The 15,317-nt window shown below is 68.8% G+C and carries 14 protein-coding genes; 8 read left to right on the forward strand and 6 right to left on the reverse strand.

The annotated features are described in order from the left end of the window. The first annotated feature begins 1 nt into the window (after position 1). From MC375_RS05430 to MC375_RS05455, 6 genes are all read left to right on the forward strand, one after another. Positions 2-625 carry a FliH/SctL family protein gene (locus MC375_RS05430; protein ID WP_242102276.1) on the forward strand — a complete coding sequence of 208 codons (624 nt, stop codon included), beginning with the start codon at positions 2-4 and terminating at the stop codon, positions 623-625. Next, on the forward strand, positions 622-2,004 hold the full coding sequence (locus tag MC375_RS05435) for a FliI/YscN family ATPase (protein ID WP_242102277.1): 1,383 nt from the start codon (positions 622-624) through the stop codon (positions 2,002-2,004). The genes MC375_RS05430 and MC375_RS05435 overlap by 4 nt, the downstream gene beginning before the upstream one ends. Beyond that, positions 2,001-2,498, forward strand: a complete 498-nt coding sequence (locus MC375_RS05440) for a hypothetical protein (RefSeq protein ID WP_242102278.1) — start codon at positions 2,001-2,003, stop codon at positions 2,496-2,498. The genes MC375_RS05435 and MC375_RS05440 overlap by 4 nt, the downstream gene beginning before the upstream one ends. Positions 2,499-2,551: 53 nt before the next feature. After that, on the forward strand, positions 2,552-3,238 hold the full coding sequence (locus MC375_RS05445; protein WP_242102279.1) for a hypothetical protein: 687 nt from the start codon (positions 2,552-2,554) through the stop codon (positions 3,236-3,238). A 265-nt stretch (positions 3,239-3,503) separates the two neighbouring features. Continuing rightward, positions 3,504-3,968, forward strand: coding sequence for a hypothetical protein (locus MC375_RS05450; protein WP_242102280.1), 465 nt, complete (start codon positions 3,504-3,506; stop codon positions 3,966-3,968). A 66-nt stretch (positions 3,969-4,034) separates the two neighbouring features. Next, positions 4,035-4,358 carry a hypothetical protein gene (locus MC375_RS05455; RefSeq protein ID WP_242102281.1) on the forward strand — a complete coding sequence of 108 codons (324 nt, stop codon included), beginning with the start codon at positions 4,035-4,037 and terminating at the stop codon, positions 4,356-4,358. Positions 4,359-4,459: 101 nt separating this feature from the next. Here the strand turns inward: MC375_RS05455 and MC375_RS05460 are convergent, their stop codons facing one another. The 4 genes from MC375_RS05460 to MC375_RS05475 all read right to left on the reverse strand — a co-directional run bounded on the left by MC375_RS05460 (position 4,460) and on the right by MC375_RS05475 (position 8,871). Further along, the gene (locus MC375_RS05460) at positions 4,460-4,810 is read right to left on the reverse strand and encodes a hypothetical protein (RefSeq protein WP_242102282.1); all 351 of its coding nucleotides are present in this window, start codon (positions 4,808-4,810) and stop codon (positions 4,460-4,462) included. Then, complete coding sequence (locus MC375_RS05465) at positions 4,810-6,423, reverse strand: hypothetical protein (protein WP_242102283.1); 1,614 nt, start codon at positions 6,421-6,423, stop codon at positions 4,810-4,812. The genes MC375_RS05460 and MC375_RS05465 overlap by 1 nt, the downstream gene beginning before the upstream one ends. Positions 6,424-6,425: 2 nt before the next feature. Then, complete coding sequence (locus MC375_RS05470; RefSeq protein WP_242102284.1) at positions 6,426-7,619, reverse strand: hypothetical protein; 1,194 nt, start codon at positions 7,617-7,619, stop codon at positions 6,426-6,428. 340 nt (positions 7,620-7,959) lie between these two features. Further along, on the reverse strand, positions 7,960-8,871 hold the full coding sequence (locus MC375_RS05475; protein ID WP_242102285.1) for a 5'-nucleotidase, lipoprotein e(P4) family: 912 nt from the start codon (positions 8,869-8,871) through the stop codon (positions 7,960-7,962). A gap of 73 nt (positions 8,872-8,944) precedes the next feature. Between MC375_RS05475 and MC375_RS05480 the strand changes: the two genes are divergently transcribed. Next, positions 8,945-9,622 (forward strand): DUF480 domain-containing protein, encoded by a 678-nt coding sequence (locus MC375_RS05480; protein ID WP_242102286.1) that lies wholly within the window; start codon positions 8,945-8,947, stop codon positions 9,620-9,622. Between the two features lie 13 nt (positions 9,623-9,635). On the opposite strand, the gene MC375_RS05485 is transcribed toward MC375_RS05480, so the two are convergent. Then, complete coding sequence (locus MC375_RS05485) at positions 9,636-11,627, reverse strand: UvrD-helicase domain-containing protein (protein WP_242102287.1); 1,992 nt, start codon at positions 11,625-11,627, stop codon at positions 9,636-9,638. Positions 11,628-11,759: 132 nt separating this feature from the next. Here MC375_RS05485 and MC375_RS05490 point away from each other — a divergent pair, with 132 nt between their 5' ends. Then, positions 11,760-12,383 (forward strand): thymidine kinase, encoded by a 624-nt coding sequence (locus MC375_RS05490; protein ID WP_242102288.1) that lies wholly within the window; start codon positions 11,760-11,762, stop codon positions 12,381-12,383. On the opposite strand, the gene MC375_RS05495 is transcribed toward MC375_RS05490, so the two are convergent. Beyond that, positions 12,376-15,228, reverse strand: a complete 2,853-nt coding sequence (locus tag MC375_RS05495; protein ID WP_242102289.1) for a serine/threonine-protein kinase — start codon at positions 15,226-15,228, stop codon at positions 12,376-12,378. The genes MC375_RS05490 and MC375_RS05495 overlap by 8 nt on opposite strands. Between the last annotated feature and the right edge of the window lie 89 nt (positions 15,229-15,317).

Below are 15,317 nucleotides of genomic sequence, written 5' to 3' on the forward strand. Positions count from 1 at the left end.
GGTGTTCGAACGTCGTCAGTTCGAACGCGCCGCCGCCGGCAAGATCATCCGCGCGCGCGAATGGGAACGGCTCGGCCAGCTGGACGCGCTGCTCGCGCGTGCAAATGCGCTCTACACCGAAGCCGGGGCCGAGATCGCGCAGGCGCGCGAACGCGGCCACGCCGCCGGATTCGCCGAAGGCTTCGCCCGGGCGCAGCAGCAGATGGCCGAACAGCTGGCTGCACTCAACGAACGGCGCGCGCGGGTACTGGGCGAGGCCAGCGGGCGCATCAGCGAGCTGGCCTGCGCCATCGTCGCGCGGATCGCGCCCGGGTTCGACGCGCAGACGGTGGTGCCGCCGCTGGTGATGCAGGCGGTGGAGGCCGCGCAGGCCGAGCAGTTCCTGCTGATTCGCGTGCATCCTTCGGTACGCGACGAAGTGGGCGCGGGCCTGTCCGCCGTGCGCCAGGCGCACCCGGGCGTGGGCGTGATCGAGCTGGTCGACGATGAAAGCCTCGATCCGCTGAGCTGCGTGGTGATGTCCGAAGCGGGCGAAGTCCGCGCCGGCGTCGCCCAGCAGATCGAAGCGATCCGCCAGGCGTTGGCCGCCGCCAGTTCGAGCACGGCTCCGGTCGCGCGCGCATGAGCAAGCCAACGGCGCTTCCCGACGTGGACCTGCCGCCGCCCGCCGATGCAGCGCCCGATCCGCTGCTGGCCGCGCTTGGCAGGGTGCGCAGGATCGAGCGCATCGGCAAGGTGGTCGAGGCCTACGGCACCCTGATCCGCGCGACCGGGCTGAAGGCCGCGATCGGCGAGTTGTGCGAGCTGCGCAATCCCGCCGACAGCGGCGATCCGCATTTCCGGCTGGCGGCCGAAGTCGTGGGTGTGTCGCGCCAGCACGCCGTGCTCACCCCGCTGGGCGCGCTCGACGGGGTTTCGCCCGCGACCGAGGTGTACGCCACCGGCCGCCAGGCGACGGTGCGCGCCGGCGATGGCCTGCTCGGCCGCGTCCTGGATGCGCATGGCGAGCCGATCGACGGCAAGGGGCCGATCGCGGTGCCCGGCGGCCCGCCCGTGGAGGACATGCCGATCTATGCGGCCTCGCCCCACCCGCTGTCGCGCAACCTGATCGATGCGCCCTTCGCCACCGGCGTGCGCGCCATCGACACGGTGATGACCGCCGGCGTCGGCCAGCGCATCGGCATCTTCGCGGTGGCCGGCGGTGGCAAGAGCACCCTGCTGGGCATGCTCGCGCGCGGCGCCTCGGCCGACGTCAACGTGATCGCCCTGGTCGGAGAGCGCGGACGTGAGGTCAACGAATTCATCCGCGACAACCTGGGCGAAAAGGGCATGGCGAAGTCGGTGATCGTGGTCGCCACTTCCGATCGCCCTGCGCTCGAGCGCAGCCGCGCGGCCTGGGTCGCCACCGCCATCGCCGAACATTTCCGCGACCGCGGCAAGCGGGTCATGCTGCTGGTCGATTCGGTGACCCGCTTCGCGCGCGCGTTGCGCGACGTGGGCCTGGCGGTCGGCGAGCCGCCGGCGCGGCGCGGTTTCCCTCCTTCGGTCTTCACCGCGCTGCCGCGGCTGTTCGAGCGAGCCGGCAACAACGACAAGGGCTCGATCACCGCGTTCTACACCGTGCTGATGGAAGGCGAGGAGGGCGATGATCCGATCGTCGAGGAAGTACGCTCGATCCTCGACGGCCACATCGTGCTGTCGCGCAAGCTCGCCGCGGCCTACCACTACCCCGCCATCGATGTGCTCACGTCCTTGAGCCGCACCATGCCGCGCGTGATCGAGGAGCCGCAGCTGCGCGCCGCCGGTCAGCTGCGCAAATACCTGGCCAAGCATCAGGACATCGAATTGTTGCTGCAGTTGGGCGAGTACAAGAAGGGCAGCGATCCCGAAGCGGATATCGCGATCCAGAAAATCGAGCCCATCCGCAAGCTGCTGCAGCAACCCTCTGGCGACATCGCCGACTTCGGCGAGTCCGTCGCCGCCTTACGCAAGCTCTTCGCATGAGCCTGCGCAAGCGCTTTCCGCTGGAAACCCTGGTCCGGCTGCGCGAGCACCGCACCGAGTCCGCGCGCCTGGTGCTGATGGAGAAACAGCGCCAGACCCAGGCGTGCCGCGACCAGTGCACCCGGATCGACGGCGAGATCCAGACCCTGCAGCGCGACCGCGCCCACCAGCGCGCGCAGCTGCTCGCGCCGCCGCCACCGGGCATGGCATGGCCGGCTGCGCTGGAACAGCGCGAGCGTCATGTCGACCATCTGGCCGAACTCGCCGTGGCGGCGCAGGAACGATTGAAACAGGCGCAATTCGCGCTGCGACAGGCCGAACAGGCCCAGGACGAGGCGCGCACCGCCTACTTCCGTGCCCGCGCCCGGCAAGAGGCGCTGGAGCAGCGGCGCGAGGTCTGGCGCAGGGAACAGCGCGGTTACGAAGCCCGTCGCGAGGAAGCCGCCGCCGAGGACCTGCTGATCGGTAGGCGCCCATCCCTCATCCATTCGTAATGTTTCGCAGGCCATGATCGGCCGCGGCAGGAAGCCGTCGAAGGAGCAGTCCCATGAGCATCCAGCGCACCCAGTCAACCCAGGCCGAAAACGCCATGCGCGAAGTCGACAAGCCGCGCGATCAGGTGCGCGATCAGGTGCGCGAGCAACCCAAGACCGAGCTGGTCGACCGCTTCCAGACCCTGATGCAGAACCGCGCCGAGGGTAGGGAGCCACGCGTGCAAACAGGACTCGAGAGCGGCGAAGCGGCGCAACCCGACGCGCAGGCCGATACCAGCCAGGTCACGACCGACCAGGCCGTGCTGCGCAAGGGCGAGCATGAGGACGGGGGCCAGCAACAGGCCGGGGGAGACAGCCTGCAGCCCGCGGAACTGGCCGCGCTCTACCAGGCCCAGGTCATGGCCCGGGAAGTTACTGTTGCCCTGCCACCCGCCGCCCCGCAGGCCCATGCCAACCCGCAGGCGTTGGCCGACCTGCTCGAACGCCATGTCCGCCAGCTCGCCGTCAGCCCCAACGGGGTCGATCACGAGCGCGGTCAGGTCCTGCTGCGCCTGAACGACAACACCCTGCCCGGCACAGATCTGCTGCTCAGCCGCACCGACCGCGGCTGGCTGCTGCGCGCCGACGTCCGTTCCCGCGGCAGCTTCGACGCCATCCAGCAGGCCGCGCCGCAGCTGGCAGAGCGGTTCGCCTCGCGCAACCTCGGCACCCTGGAAATCGACCCGCATTTCCATGGATGAGGCGTCCGGCGCGCGCAATGGACATCACATGCAAACCCTAGGGCGCGCCCTAGTGTTGCGCGCGCAGAGCGCCACCTACACTCGTTTGCAACGATGCGCCGGTGCCAGGCCATCGGCCCACACAGGGGAATAACGGCCACTCATGTCCACGCGCCGCACACCGCTACGCAAGCGACCTTCGGACCAGGCTGCTATCGCCGCCCAGCCACCAGCGGCTGCGGCTCCGTCCGGGGCGGATGAGGCCGAGGGCGCGATTGAGCGAGAAGTGCGGGCCAAGCTGCTCGGCATGTTCGAGGACGCGCTGCGCGAAGAATCGGACATGGATCGCGATGGCGTCGAGTTCCTGCTGGGCCATTTCCGCGAAGCGGTCGAACAGGCATCGCTGGCGCCGACGCTGGACCAACCCAAGCCCGACCGTGCCGAATGGATCCGCACGCTCGATGCCTTGATTGGCCAGAACGTGCTCAGCGAGGACGAACGCAATGCACTGGTCAGGCAGCTGGATGCGGCGATCGATCCGCTGCAGCAGCCCGACGCGCAGGTCGCGATGGAGTTCGCCCGGCGCGTGCAGCGCGATGGCGAAACCAAGGCCCTGGAGTGGCTGCGCGAACAGCGCGCGGCCTCGGCTGCGGATGCGGTCGATCCGGCCAAGTCCAAGGCACCGCTGCTGCCAGGGCGCGAGTCGATTACCCGTTCACGCTCGCGCAGGTTGCGCGGCCCTCCACAGTAATCCTGAAGTCCCGGAAACAAGCGCTTTTCAAACGGAACGACAGAGCATTCACTACGGAGAACAGCCATGAGCGAGATCAATTGGAACCAGGTCATTTCCGACATCCAGCTGCGCGATGCGCGCGAGAACAGCGGTACCGAGGATGCACGCGCAGCCAAGCGCGGCGCGGGCTGGCTGGAAGCCTTCGCGATTGCGATGGGCAAGCTGATCGAGAAGCAGGGCAATGCGCTGATGCGCACGGCGGAGAGCATCGGCGACAAGCCGTCCGCCGCGGATTCGACCAAGCTGACGGTCGAGAGCCAGATGTATTCGATGTTTATCCAGGCAGTCAGCACTGCACTGAAGTCGATGGGCGAGGGCCAGACCGCGATGGCTCGCAAGAGCGGCTGACCGTGCAGGAAGGGCGCTCCGCCTGCGGGCGGGGCGCCATGCTGCAAGCAAGCACAGACGACCCCGGGAACGGGGTCGTCTTTTTGTGGCCCTTGCGCTCGTTATTCGATACGGCGATAGCGGTTGCGCAGCTCGGCTACCCGACTCCGCAACCAGGCATCGGCCTGGATCTGACCGTCACGCACGACACGCTGGCGGTATTCGAGCCGGAGACCGGCCATCAAGCGGTCGAAGTCCTGCTGCGAGATCGTGCCGGATTCGACCGGCTTGCGGTCCTGCCGCGTGCGCTCGTCCCCCTCCCGCTGCTCGCCGCGATGGCGCATGACATTGGCCTGGTGGTAGGCGCCGACGGCATCGACCATCGGTGCTTCCTGCGAATTGGCAGCCGGCAGCCACGCCGCGAGGAGCAGGCATACGATCAGTCGCGGCAGGCGCATGGTCGGCGAAGCCATCACGACGTCACCGATCGTTTGGCCAGGTAGCGTCCCAGCCACCACGATGCGACTACCGCCACAGCACCTACGAGCAGGGCATAGGCGCCTACGGCTGGCGCGCCGGCGTCGTCGAACAGCCTCCCCCGGCTGGGGATCATCGCGATGATTGCGATGGCGAGCGCTCCGTAGGCCACAACGGTCAAGGTCCAGAACACCCATTGCAACGACATGGCGTCGGGTCGACTTTCCGCGCGGCGCTTGCGGGCGCCGGGAACCAAAGCGAGCAGCCAGCTCAACGGCTGCTCCGCGCCACGCTTGGCGCCGCGATGGTGCCGACGCAGAAAGCCGGCCAGCGTGTGACCAGCGGGCGCCAGCAGCGCATCCCCACGCACCTGCGACGCATTTTCGGCACCGGAAGCGACGGGAACGACGTTCTGGCCCGGTTGCGCACCGACCGCAGGGATCAGCGGGTTGGCGACCATGGTCAAGCCGGCGAGCTGCGGCATGACCTGGTTGGCCGCCAGTTCCGGGCGCGCCTGCGCAGGCTGCACGGCTTGCGATGGAAGCGACTGTTGCGGCGTGAACCCGCGCGGGTCCGCCGCAGCGAGCGCAGGACGCGCATCCTGCACGCGGTGGCTACCGACGGTCGCCTCCGCCGCGCGCGGGTTGAGCTGCTGCTGGGGGGCCTGTTCACCCATCTGCCGGTTTCCCGCCTGCTGCGATGCAAACTGCGCGGTCGCCTGCTGGGTGGAGAAGCCTGTCGCATGTGCGGCGCCCTGGGGCGCGGCTTGTGCCATCGCATGCTGCGTCGTGAGGCCGCCATGGGCCGCAAGACTGGTGGTCTGCTGCGATGTCGGCCCATCGCTGCGCGACTGCATGGGGTTGGAGGCGTTCTGCGCGCCTTGAGCTTCGCCGCCGCGCTGCAGGGGGCCGCTGGGCACCGGATTGGATTGCGTTCGCTCCGCGCGATGGGCGTCGCCATGGCTCTCGCGCGGCATGGCAACGCCCTGGGTCGTGTCGGCACGAAGGGTTTCCCCGCCCGTGGTCCGAGGCATGGCGTTCGTGCTGTTGGCCGGCTCCATGCGCGCGCCTTCGCCGCTGAAGACACGTTGGATCATCGGACTATGGGTGCTGTCGGCGGGCGCCAGGTTTTGCACGTTGCGCGCCGCGGGCTCCAGGCTCGGGCCAACGCCGTGGCCATAAGCATGGCCCGGTGGGATGCCGCCGTGCCCGACGGCGTTGCCCATCGATGCGTTGCCGGACTGTCCGTAGGTGCTCAGCGGCGCGGAGCTGTCGGTCGTCGCGGCTCCGGGTCCAGGCGACGCGGACATCGTGGCGCTGCTGCGATCGAGGGCCGGGGAATTGGGGGTAGCGGTCGCCCATTGTTCCACGCGGGCCTGCACATCGGACGGCTGGTTGCGGACGATGTCGTTCATTACCGACTGCGGGATGTTCGACAGGTCCACATCGACCTGTTGCAGGGCTTCGCCCAGCGTGACACGCGGGTCGTTCTTCATCAGGTCGAATGCGGATTCCAGCCGCTGCGCGTCGAGCTGGCTTTGCCAGCCTCCTTTGTGGGGTCCGTTTTCCAGCAGCTTCCCGATCGGCGAATTGTGCGGTCCGAAGCCCATCGTCAACTCCTGTTGTGTGCTTGCTTCGCGGCGCCGGACAGGCGCCTGCCTACCCACCACGATGCTGCCGCGGCGAGTGCGCCGATGATCAGGGCATAGGCACCGTAGCCGGGTCTGCCGGCGCCGTCGCTCAACCCGCCCCCGCTGGGGATCATGGCGACGATCGCCACCGCGAGCGCGCCGTACGCGATGACGGTCAGGATCCAGAACAGCCACTGGAAGGAAGTGCTGCTGTCTTCGCCTTCGGCGCGACGTCTGCGCCGGCCAGGCAGCAGGGCCAGCAATGCATCGGCAGGATGCTGGCGGGGCAGGCCTGCGCCACGCTTGCCGGTATCGCGTCGGAGACTGCCGGCCAGGGTATGGCCAGCGGGGGCAAGCTGGTTTTCCCGTGCCTGGGCGCCGTCGGCACCGCGCGCCAGCGGGGCCTGCGCATTCGGTGCGACGACGGTGCCTTGTGGCGCCGACAGGATGGTTGCTCCCGCAGCTTGCGGAAGGACCTGGGCAGGAAGCGCGTCGGCGCGGCCCTGCGGAGCCAGGATGGCCTGCTGCGGGAGGGCCTGGAGCATCGGTCCCTGCGGGCGTTCGGGATTCAGGACGGGACCGGCTGCATCCATGCGCACCGCGGCCGAAGCCTCGCCGACGCGCGCGCCCTGAAGCACCTGGCCGTCGAACTGCGCCCTGTCGCCGGCGACTGGCACCGCACCCGGTTGCGCGGCGATCGTGCCGCTGGCCCGGACGACAGCAGAGGGAACCGTCGCATCGCCCCTGGCCAAGGCCTGCGCAGCGCTTGCCTGTTCGCCGCGCAGCGCCGCATTGCCCTGCGGCATGGCGGTGCTGTCGGCCCGAAGTCCTGCCGGGTCGGCACCGGGGCCAGGACCATCGGCCTTGGTCCGGTCCACGCCGAACTGGTCCAGGACCTCGCGCAGGGCGGGCGGCAGACCTTCGGTCGTTCCGGCCAGCTGGCGCTGATGACCGGGCGACAGGTCTGCGATTTGTTCGGCCAGACGGCCCGGGTCGAGATCCGAGGCAGACAGGTCGCCGGCATCGATGGCGTCCTGCACCGCCTGTTCGAAACTCACTCCAGGAAGCATGCGATCCAGGATCGCTTCCAGAGCGGAGCCGTCGACACGTCCGAGCGCAAGCCCATGGCCCTGCGCGGTCGGCGGCAGGCTGCTGTTGCTGATGGGATCGGCCATGGCCGCGCTCCGGACGCACCTGATCGAAGCCTAGTGCCGTCCGGACTCGTTCGCATCTGGGGCGTGCCCTAGGGGGCGCGTGCCGCAGGCAAAAAAAGGAGGCCGTCAGGCCTCCTTCAAGAGTCCGGCTCGCGCCGGATGGACAGTGCACACATGGGGTGCGGTTGTGGCATGGCTCCGGCGAGGCCGGACGCCAACAGGCTAGCGAAGACCAGAACTTAAAGCAATACGCGAAATGAGCGTATTTAAGTGTTTGATTTTTGGAGTCGCTGGAAACCTGCAAACCGAAACTTTGTGATGGTTTAGCAGAAGTTGGCAGGTTTTGACTGCGATTTCGCTGCTAGTTGGCGAGATTCAGCGCTTCCCGCTTGGCCTGCCGCCGGGCTGCACGCGGCTGGGTCCAGTCGTTGTTGAAGATCGCAGGCTCCCACGAGCCGTAGGTGGGGTTGGGCAGCATCCACCAGCGTTCTCCGAACCAGTCGCGATATTCGTCCAAGAGTTGCTGGCGGCCGGCCGGGGTATTGGCCAGGATCTCGGCGAAATCGCCCAGCTGATCGCCGAACTGCATCAGCACCCGGTAATGCTGGCCGGCCAGGCGTCGGCGGCAGTTCTTTTCGCTGCCGTTCTGCTCGCAACCGGGCACGACCGTTCCCAGCCCCAGGAACACGCTGTCGTCCTTCACCGGCAGGCCCGCGGTGCGCAGGTTTTCCAAGGTTGCTGCCTGCAGGTGCTCGGCGCGGTTGGAGAGATAGAGCAGGGTAATGCCCTGTGCGGTCGCAGCCTTGGCGAAGTCGACCACCCCGGGGACCGGCTTGGCCTTCTTCTCGGCGACCCAGCGGTCCCAGCTGACTTCGTTGTACTCGCGGCCTTCGCGCACCAGGCGCGCCTGGTAGGGAGAGTTGTCGAGCACGGTTTCATCCACATCCAGGATCACCGCAGGCGGCAGGCCGCTCGCGGGATTGCCGCGCTCGCCCGGCACCAGCGCGTCCCAGTGCGGCTCGGCCAGGGCCACATCGAGCTTGTCGGCGGCGGCGCGATACAGGGTCTGGGTCACGGCCCGGTATTCGGCCGAACCCTGGACCCAGAGCACGGCGTTGAGGTTGTCGTCGGGCGCGGCGGCGTCGGCGGTGGTCGCGGCGCCGGTGGGAACTGCCACGGCTGGTGCCGGCGCGGGATCGCTGCGCCTGCAACCGACCGATGCCAACGTCAATGCCGCGACCAACAGCAACGGCGTGGATGCCAACCGACGCATCATGCGCTCCCGACTTGAAGTGGCGGCGAGTGTATCGGACGCTAATCGGCCGCCGATGACAGGATCGCTTCCAATGCATACCGATGCACACAGTCCGGCGGAGCTGCCGCAGCTGAGCGCGCAGCAGGCGCGCGTGCTGGGCTGCCTGATCGAGAAGGAAGCCACCACGCCCGAGGCCTATCCGCTCACGGTCAACGCGGCGCAGGCGGCCGCGAACCAGAAAACCGCGCGCGAACCGCTGATGGCGCTCGATCCGGGCGAAGTGCAGCACGCGCTGCGCCGGCTCGAGGAGCTCGGCCTGGCGAAACAGACCTTCTCCTCGCGCGCCGATCGTTATGCACAACTGGCGATGCCGGCGCTCGGACTCACCCGGCAGCAGACCGCCCTGCTCGGACTGCTGCTGTTGCGCGGACCGCAGACGGCGCACGAACTGCTCGCGCGCAGCGAGCGCATGGCCCCGTTCGAGAGTGTCGAGGATGTGCGGCATCACCTCGGCCGCCTGGCCCAGCGCGAGCCCGCGCTGGTCGTGCAGCTCGCGCGCGCCAGTGGCCAGCGCGAGGAACGCTATATGCATCTGCTGTGCGGGCCGGTGGCGGCCGATGCCCATGGATCGCGCGCGGTCCATCCCGTCGCCACCGCGGCTGCAGAGCAGACGCAATCGCTCGCGCAACGCGTGCAGGCGCTCGAGCAGGAAGTCGCAGCGCTGCGCGACCGGCTTGCCCGGCTGGAAGAATCGTCGGGCGAGACTTAAGGTCTCCGCGCCGCTATGCGTCGAGCAGTGCCTTGATCGCCGCGAAACCGGCGCTCGCACGCTCCTGCTTGCGTTCGGCGTCGGCCGCCGGATCGGCGCCGTCGCGCTGCAGTTCCGCAGCCGGAAGTTCATCCAGGAACCGGGACGGTTTCAGCCGCAGCTTGTTGCCCCAGCGGTTGGCTTCGCGCGCATAGGACAGCCACAGCTGTTCCTTGGCGCGGGTCATGCCGACGTAGAGCAGGCGGCGCTCCTCGTCGAGTCGTCCCTCGTCGACGCTGGCCTCGTGCGGCAGGGTGTTGTCGTCCATGCCGACGATGAACACGAAGCGGAATTCCAGACCCTTGGCCGCATGCAGGCTCATCAGCCGCACCTGGTTGCCGGCATCGCCCTTGTCGGCATGCGAGAGCAGGGCGAGCGAGGCGGCGAGCTCGCCCGGGCCGGCGCCACGGGCACGGTTGTCGTGCGCATGTTCGAACCAGTCGGCCAGCTCGTCGAGGTTACCGCGGCGCAGTGCGAACAGCGCATCGCTCTTGCATTCGGCGCGCAGCGCGGCCACCAGCCCGCTGCGCTCGTTGAGCTGGCGCACGAGTTCGGCCGCTGGCAGGCGCGACGCGTCGCTGCGCAGGCCGCGCACGATGTCGATGAATCCACTCAGCCCGTTCGCCGCGCGTGGCGGCAGCTGCTTGAGCACGCCCATCGATTCGGCGGCGCGCGACAGCGGCAGGTGCAGAGCCTGGGCGATCTCGGCGAGCCTGGCCAGGGTGGTCGCACCCACTTCGCGGCGCGGAGATTGCACCGCGCGCAGGAAGGCGGTGTCGTCCTCCGGATTGGCGAGCAGGCGCAGCCAGGACAGCGCATCCTTCACCTCGCCGCGGTCGAGGAAGGCGGTGCCGCCGCTGAGGTGGTAGGGCACGCGCAGCAGCTGCAGCGCCTTCTCCAGCGCGCGGCTCTGATGGTTGCCGCGGAACAGCACGCAGAAGTCGCTCCATGGCGCGGCATGCTTCTGCTGCAGGAAATGGATCTCGGACGCGACTTTCTCAGCTTCGTGGGTCGCTTCGTTGCATTCCCACACCCGGATGCGCGCGCCGTCGGCGTTGGCGCTCCACAGCTGCTTGGGATGTTCGTGCGGGTTGTGCGCGATCAGGGCATTGGCCGCGCGCAGCACCCGGTTGCTGCAGCGGTAGTTCTGTTCGAGCTTGACGACCTTCAGCGCCGGATAGTCCCGCGCAAGCTGCGACAGGTTTTCCGGATTGGCGCCGCGCCAGGCGTAGATGCTCTGGTCGTCGTCGCCCACGCAGGTGAAGTTGCCCGCCGGTCCGGCGATCGCCCTGAGCATCCGGTACTGCGCGTCGTTGGTGTCCTGGCACTCGTCCACCAGCAGGTAGCCGATGCGCTCGCGCCAGGCCAGTGCGCAATCGGCGTCGCGTTCGAGCAGTTCGACGGGCAGGCGGATCAGGTCGTCGAAATCCACCGCATTGAACGCCGCCAGCCGTGCCTGGTAACGGGCGTACAGCGCCGCGGCCTCGCGCTCGCGCGCCGAACGCGCGGCTTCCTGCGCCTGCTCCAGGCCCAGGCAGGCGTTCTTCGCGCGCGAAATCAGCCCCTGCGCGGCCTGGACCGCGTCGGGCTTGGCGCCGGGCATCAGATCCTTGAGCTGGGCGAGCGTGTCGTCGGCGTCGAAGATCGAGAAGCCGCGCCGCAACCCGACCTGGGCGTGTTCGATCTGCAGGAACTTCAGCCCCAGCGCGTGGAAGGTGCAGATCGTCAGGCCTTCGGCCGCGTCGCCGCGGATCCGGCGCGCGACGCGCTCGCGCATTTCCTTGGCGGCCTTGTTGGTGAAGGTGATCGCGGCGATGCGCCTGGCCGGATAGCGTCCCGACCGGATCAGATGCGCGATCTTCTCCACGATCACCCGGGTCTTGCCGCTGCCCGCGCCGGCCAGCACCAGGACGGGGCCATCGATCTGGACAAGTGCGGCGGATTGCTGGGGGTTGAGGCCGTGCATGCGGACTTCCGGAGCGAGGCGCAAGTTTACAGACGTGTCCGGAGTAGTCGGTGGTACTTGCTCGGCTTCATCGGTCGATCGCGCCGCGCACGCTTGTTGCAGCGCGTTGGGTCAGGGCCCACCCTATGGGCCATGGCCAAGCTCTACTTCTACTACTCGGCGATGAACGCGGGGAAGACCACGACCCTGCTGCAGTCCGCGCACAACTATCGCGAGCGCGGGATGCGGGTGATGATCCTGACCCCGCGGCTGGATCATCGCGACGGCGCGGGTACGGTCGCATCGCGCATCGGGCTCAGCGCCGAAGGCCTGGCGTTCGACCAAGGCGACGATCTGCTCGAGCAGGTGCGCCGCGATGTCGACGCGCACGGACCGTTGCATTGCGTCCTCGTGGACGAAGCCCAGTTCCTGACCCGGGCGCAGGTGTGGCAGCTGACCGAAGTGGTGGACGCGCTGCGCATCCCGGTGCTTTGTTACGGCCTGCGCACCGACTTCCGCGGCGAGCTGTTCGAGGGCAGCCAGTGCCTGCTGGCCTGGGCCGACGAACTGGTCGAGATCAAGACCATCTGCCATAGCGGCAGCAAGGCCACCATGACCGTGCGCGTGGACGAACGCGGCTATGCCGTGCAGGACGGACCGCAGGTCGAGATCGGAGGCAACGAGCGCTACGTGTCGGTGTCGCGCGCGGAGTTCAAGAAGATCGTGCGCGGGGACGGGCGGATCGAACCGCTGCAGGGTTCGCTTCCGCTCACCTGATGCGCGCGATGCCGGGCGGCCCGGCCGAACAGGCGGCATGGATCGCGGCGACTTCGCGGCCCAGCTCGCCTCCTTCCGGTTGCGCGCGCGCCAGTTCGGATTGCAGTGCCTGCAAACTGGCGGCTGCCTCGTTCGCCGCCTCTGGTTGCCGGCAACGCGCCTGTGCGGCGTAGGCGCGTGCGCGCCAGCGCAGCTTGGCCGTTTCGGCATCGGTGCCGGGCACACGAGTGATCGCGTCGATGGCACGCAGCGCGGCCGGGTTCACGGAGCTGCCGGCCAGCGCGCGGAACCGGGCCAGCGAGAGCGCCGCCCGATGGGTATGCGGATGGTGTTCGCCATAGCCGGCACGGGTGAGCCTGCTCGCCGAACGCAAACTGGCTTCCGCGGCAGCCGCTTGTCCAAGCGCCGCCTGCACTTCCCCGATCAGGCGGTCGGTATCGCCCACCAGCGGATGATCCGCACTCACCTGTGCGACGCGCAGGCTGCGCGCTTCAACGAGCAGGGGCAGGGCTTCGCGATCGGCACCCGACTCGTGCAGCACCATGGCCTTGTTGAACAACAGCCCAGCCAGATTGTTCGGCGCTGGCGCCTCGCGCAGGATCGCAAGGCCATGGTCGAACAGGGACAGGGCCTCGCGGGTGCGCCCTTGCTCCCAGGCGATGATCGCCAGGCTGTTGTCGTCGCGGGCGACGTCGGTGTGGTGGGCGCCCAGTCGGGCGATGAGCCAATGCCGCGACTGCCGGAATTCCATCTGCGCCGCTCCGAAGCGTCCTTGATCCACGAACAGCGCCGCGAGCTGACGGCGCGCATCCACGGTCGCGCGATGCTGACCGCCATGCAGGTCCATGGCCAGGGCGAGAGCGCCGCGGCAATGGCGCTCGGCCTGACCCAGACGGCCTTCGCTGCGCTCGAGCGCGCAGATAGTGCGTTCCAGTTCGATCGACAGCGGGTGGCGCGTGCCCACGCGTGCGCGCAGATCGCCCAGCGCTTGGCGGTACTCGGCGAGCGCCTGTCCGGCATTGCCGGCATCGGCATGCAGGCTGGCCAGGTCGGCCAGGTTCTCGACCATGCCGACATCGCTATCGGGCAGCGAGCGTCGCAGTTCGAGCGATCGCTGGAACAGCAGTCGCGCAGTCGCGGCACCTCCCGAGGCGCGCTGGCAGCGGCCCAGCTGCGAATAGAACTCCGCGGCCTGGAGCGTGGCCTGGCGCTCGTAGCGGCGGGCGAATTCGCTATGCGTCTGCATCGTGGCGATGCAGTCCTGCGGATCGCCCTGCAGGCGGCGGATACGACCGAGATCCGCGGTGGAGGACAGCACCAGCGCAGGCGGTGGATCGCGCAGGCTGGCGATCAGCGCGGCCTGGCGGCGCAGCAGCGCATCGGCCTGGCGATAGTCGCTCAGCCCTACCCGCAGCTGGGCGATGACGCCGTACAGCTCGGCCCGGGTCTCGGGCTGACGCGCGAGTTCGCGATCGACGCGCTCCAGGCCGGTGTCGAGCAGGCGCGGCAGATCGAGCTGGCCGTTGGCCGAGGCGTTGCCGGCCTGCTCGATCAGGCCGACGACGAAGGCCTGCATGGCCTGGGCGCGCGTGGCCTCGCGGACGGCGTTCTGCGCCTGCCAGGCCACGATGCCCAGCGCGGCCCCCAGCACGATTGCGATGAGGGCGCCGGTCCCCAACGCCCAGCGATGGCGGGCGACATACTTGCGGATCCGATAGCCGATGCCCTGCGGGCGCGCCTGCACCGGCTTGCCGTCGCGAAAGCGCTGCACGTCGAGTGCCAGCGCCTCGGCCGAGGCATAACGCTGCTCGGGGCGCTTGGCCAGCGCCTTGAGCGCGATGTTGTCCAGGTCGCCTGCAACCATGCGCGCCCGCCGCCGCAGGTTCTGCGCGTTCTCGCGGTCGGGTTCCGCCTCCGCGGTGCGCATCAAGGACAGCGAGGCGCGCTGCGGATCGGCGTGCAGGATCGCCTCCTCCCATTCCGCATCGCTCTGGCGCTTGAGGCGGTAGGGACGCGCATCGGCCAGCAGTTCGAACAGCACCATGCCCAGCGCGTAGACGTCGGTCATGGTGGTGACCGGTTCGCCGCGCAGCTGCTCGGGCGCGGCGTAGTGCAGGGTGAACGTGCGCACGCCGGTACGGGTGTGGTCGGGCAGGGCCTCGGGGCTGTCGAGCAGTTTGGCGATGCCGAAGTCGAGCAGGCGCACCTCGCCCAGCGGCGTCACCAGGATGTTGGAAGGCTTGAGATCGCGGTGCACGATCAGGTTGGCGTGCGCATGGCTCAGCGCACGGCAGATTTGCTGGAACAGCCGCAGCCGCGCGTCGATCGTGATCTCGTGCGCGCGGCACCAGTCGGTGATCGGCTCGCCTTCGACGTATTCCAGTGCGAGATACGGCTGCCCGTCGCCGCTGATGCCGGCATCGAGCAGGCGCGCGATGTGCGGGTGTTCCAGCCGCGCCAGGATCTGGCGCTCGCGGGTGAAGCGCAGGCGCAGGTTGGGATCGGCCAGGCCAGGGCGCAGCAGTTTCAGCGCGACCCGGCGCTGGTACAGCCCGTCGTTGCGCTGCGCCAGCCAGACCTGGCCCATGCCGCCCTCGCCGAGCATGCGCTCGAGGCGATACGGGCCGATGATGCTGCCCGAGCCCAGCCCCGGCATCGGCGCCATCACCGGCTCGCTCAGGAAGTCTTCGCTGTCTTCCTCCAGCCGGAGCAGCTCTTCCAGGTCGTCGGCAAGCTGCGGATCATTTTCGCGCAGCGAGGCCAGGCTTTCGGCGCGCACGGGCGCTTCCTGCTCGAGCAACGCATCGAGCAGCGGAGAGAGGCGGCGCCAGCGTTCGGCTTCCATGGTTATGCCGGGCCTGGCCGGGCGTTGGATCGGACCATGGCGATGGCAACGCGGAAAGCGGCATGGCGCGGCACGGCGGCGCGCGGAGC

It is taken from the genome of Lysobacter sp. M2-1, from assembly GCF_022662495.1.
In the GTDB taxonomy this organism is placed as follows: Bacteria; Pseudomonadota; Gammaproteobacteria; order Xanthomonadales; family Xanthomonadaceae; genus JAKPBU01.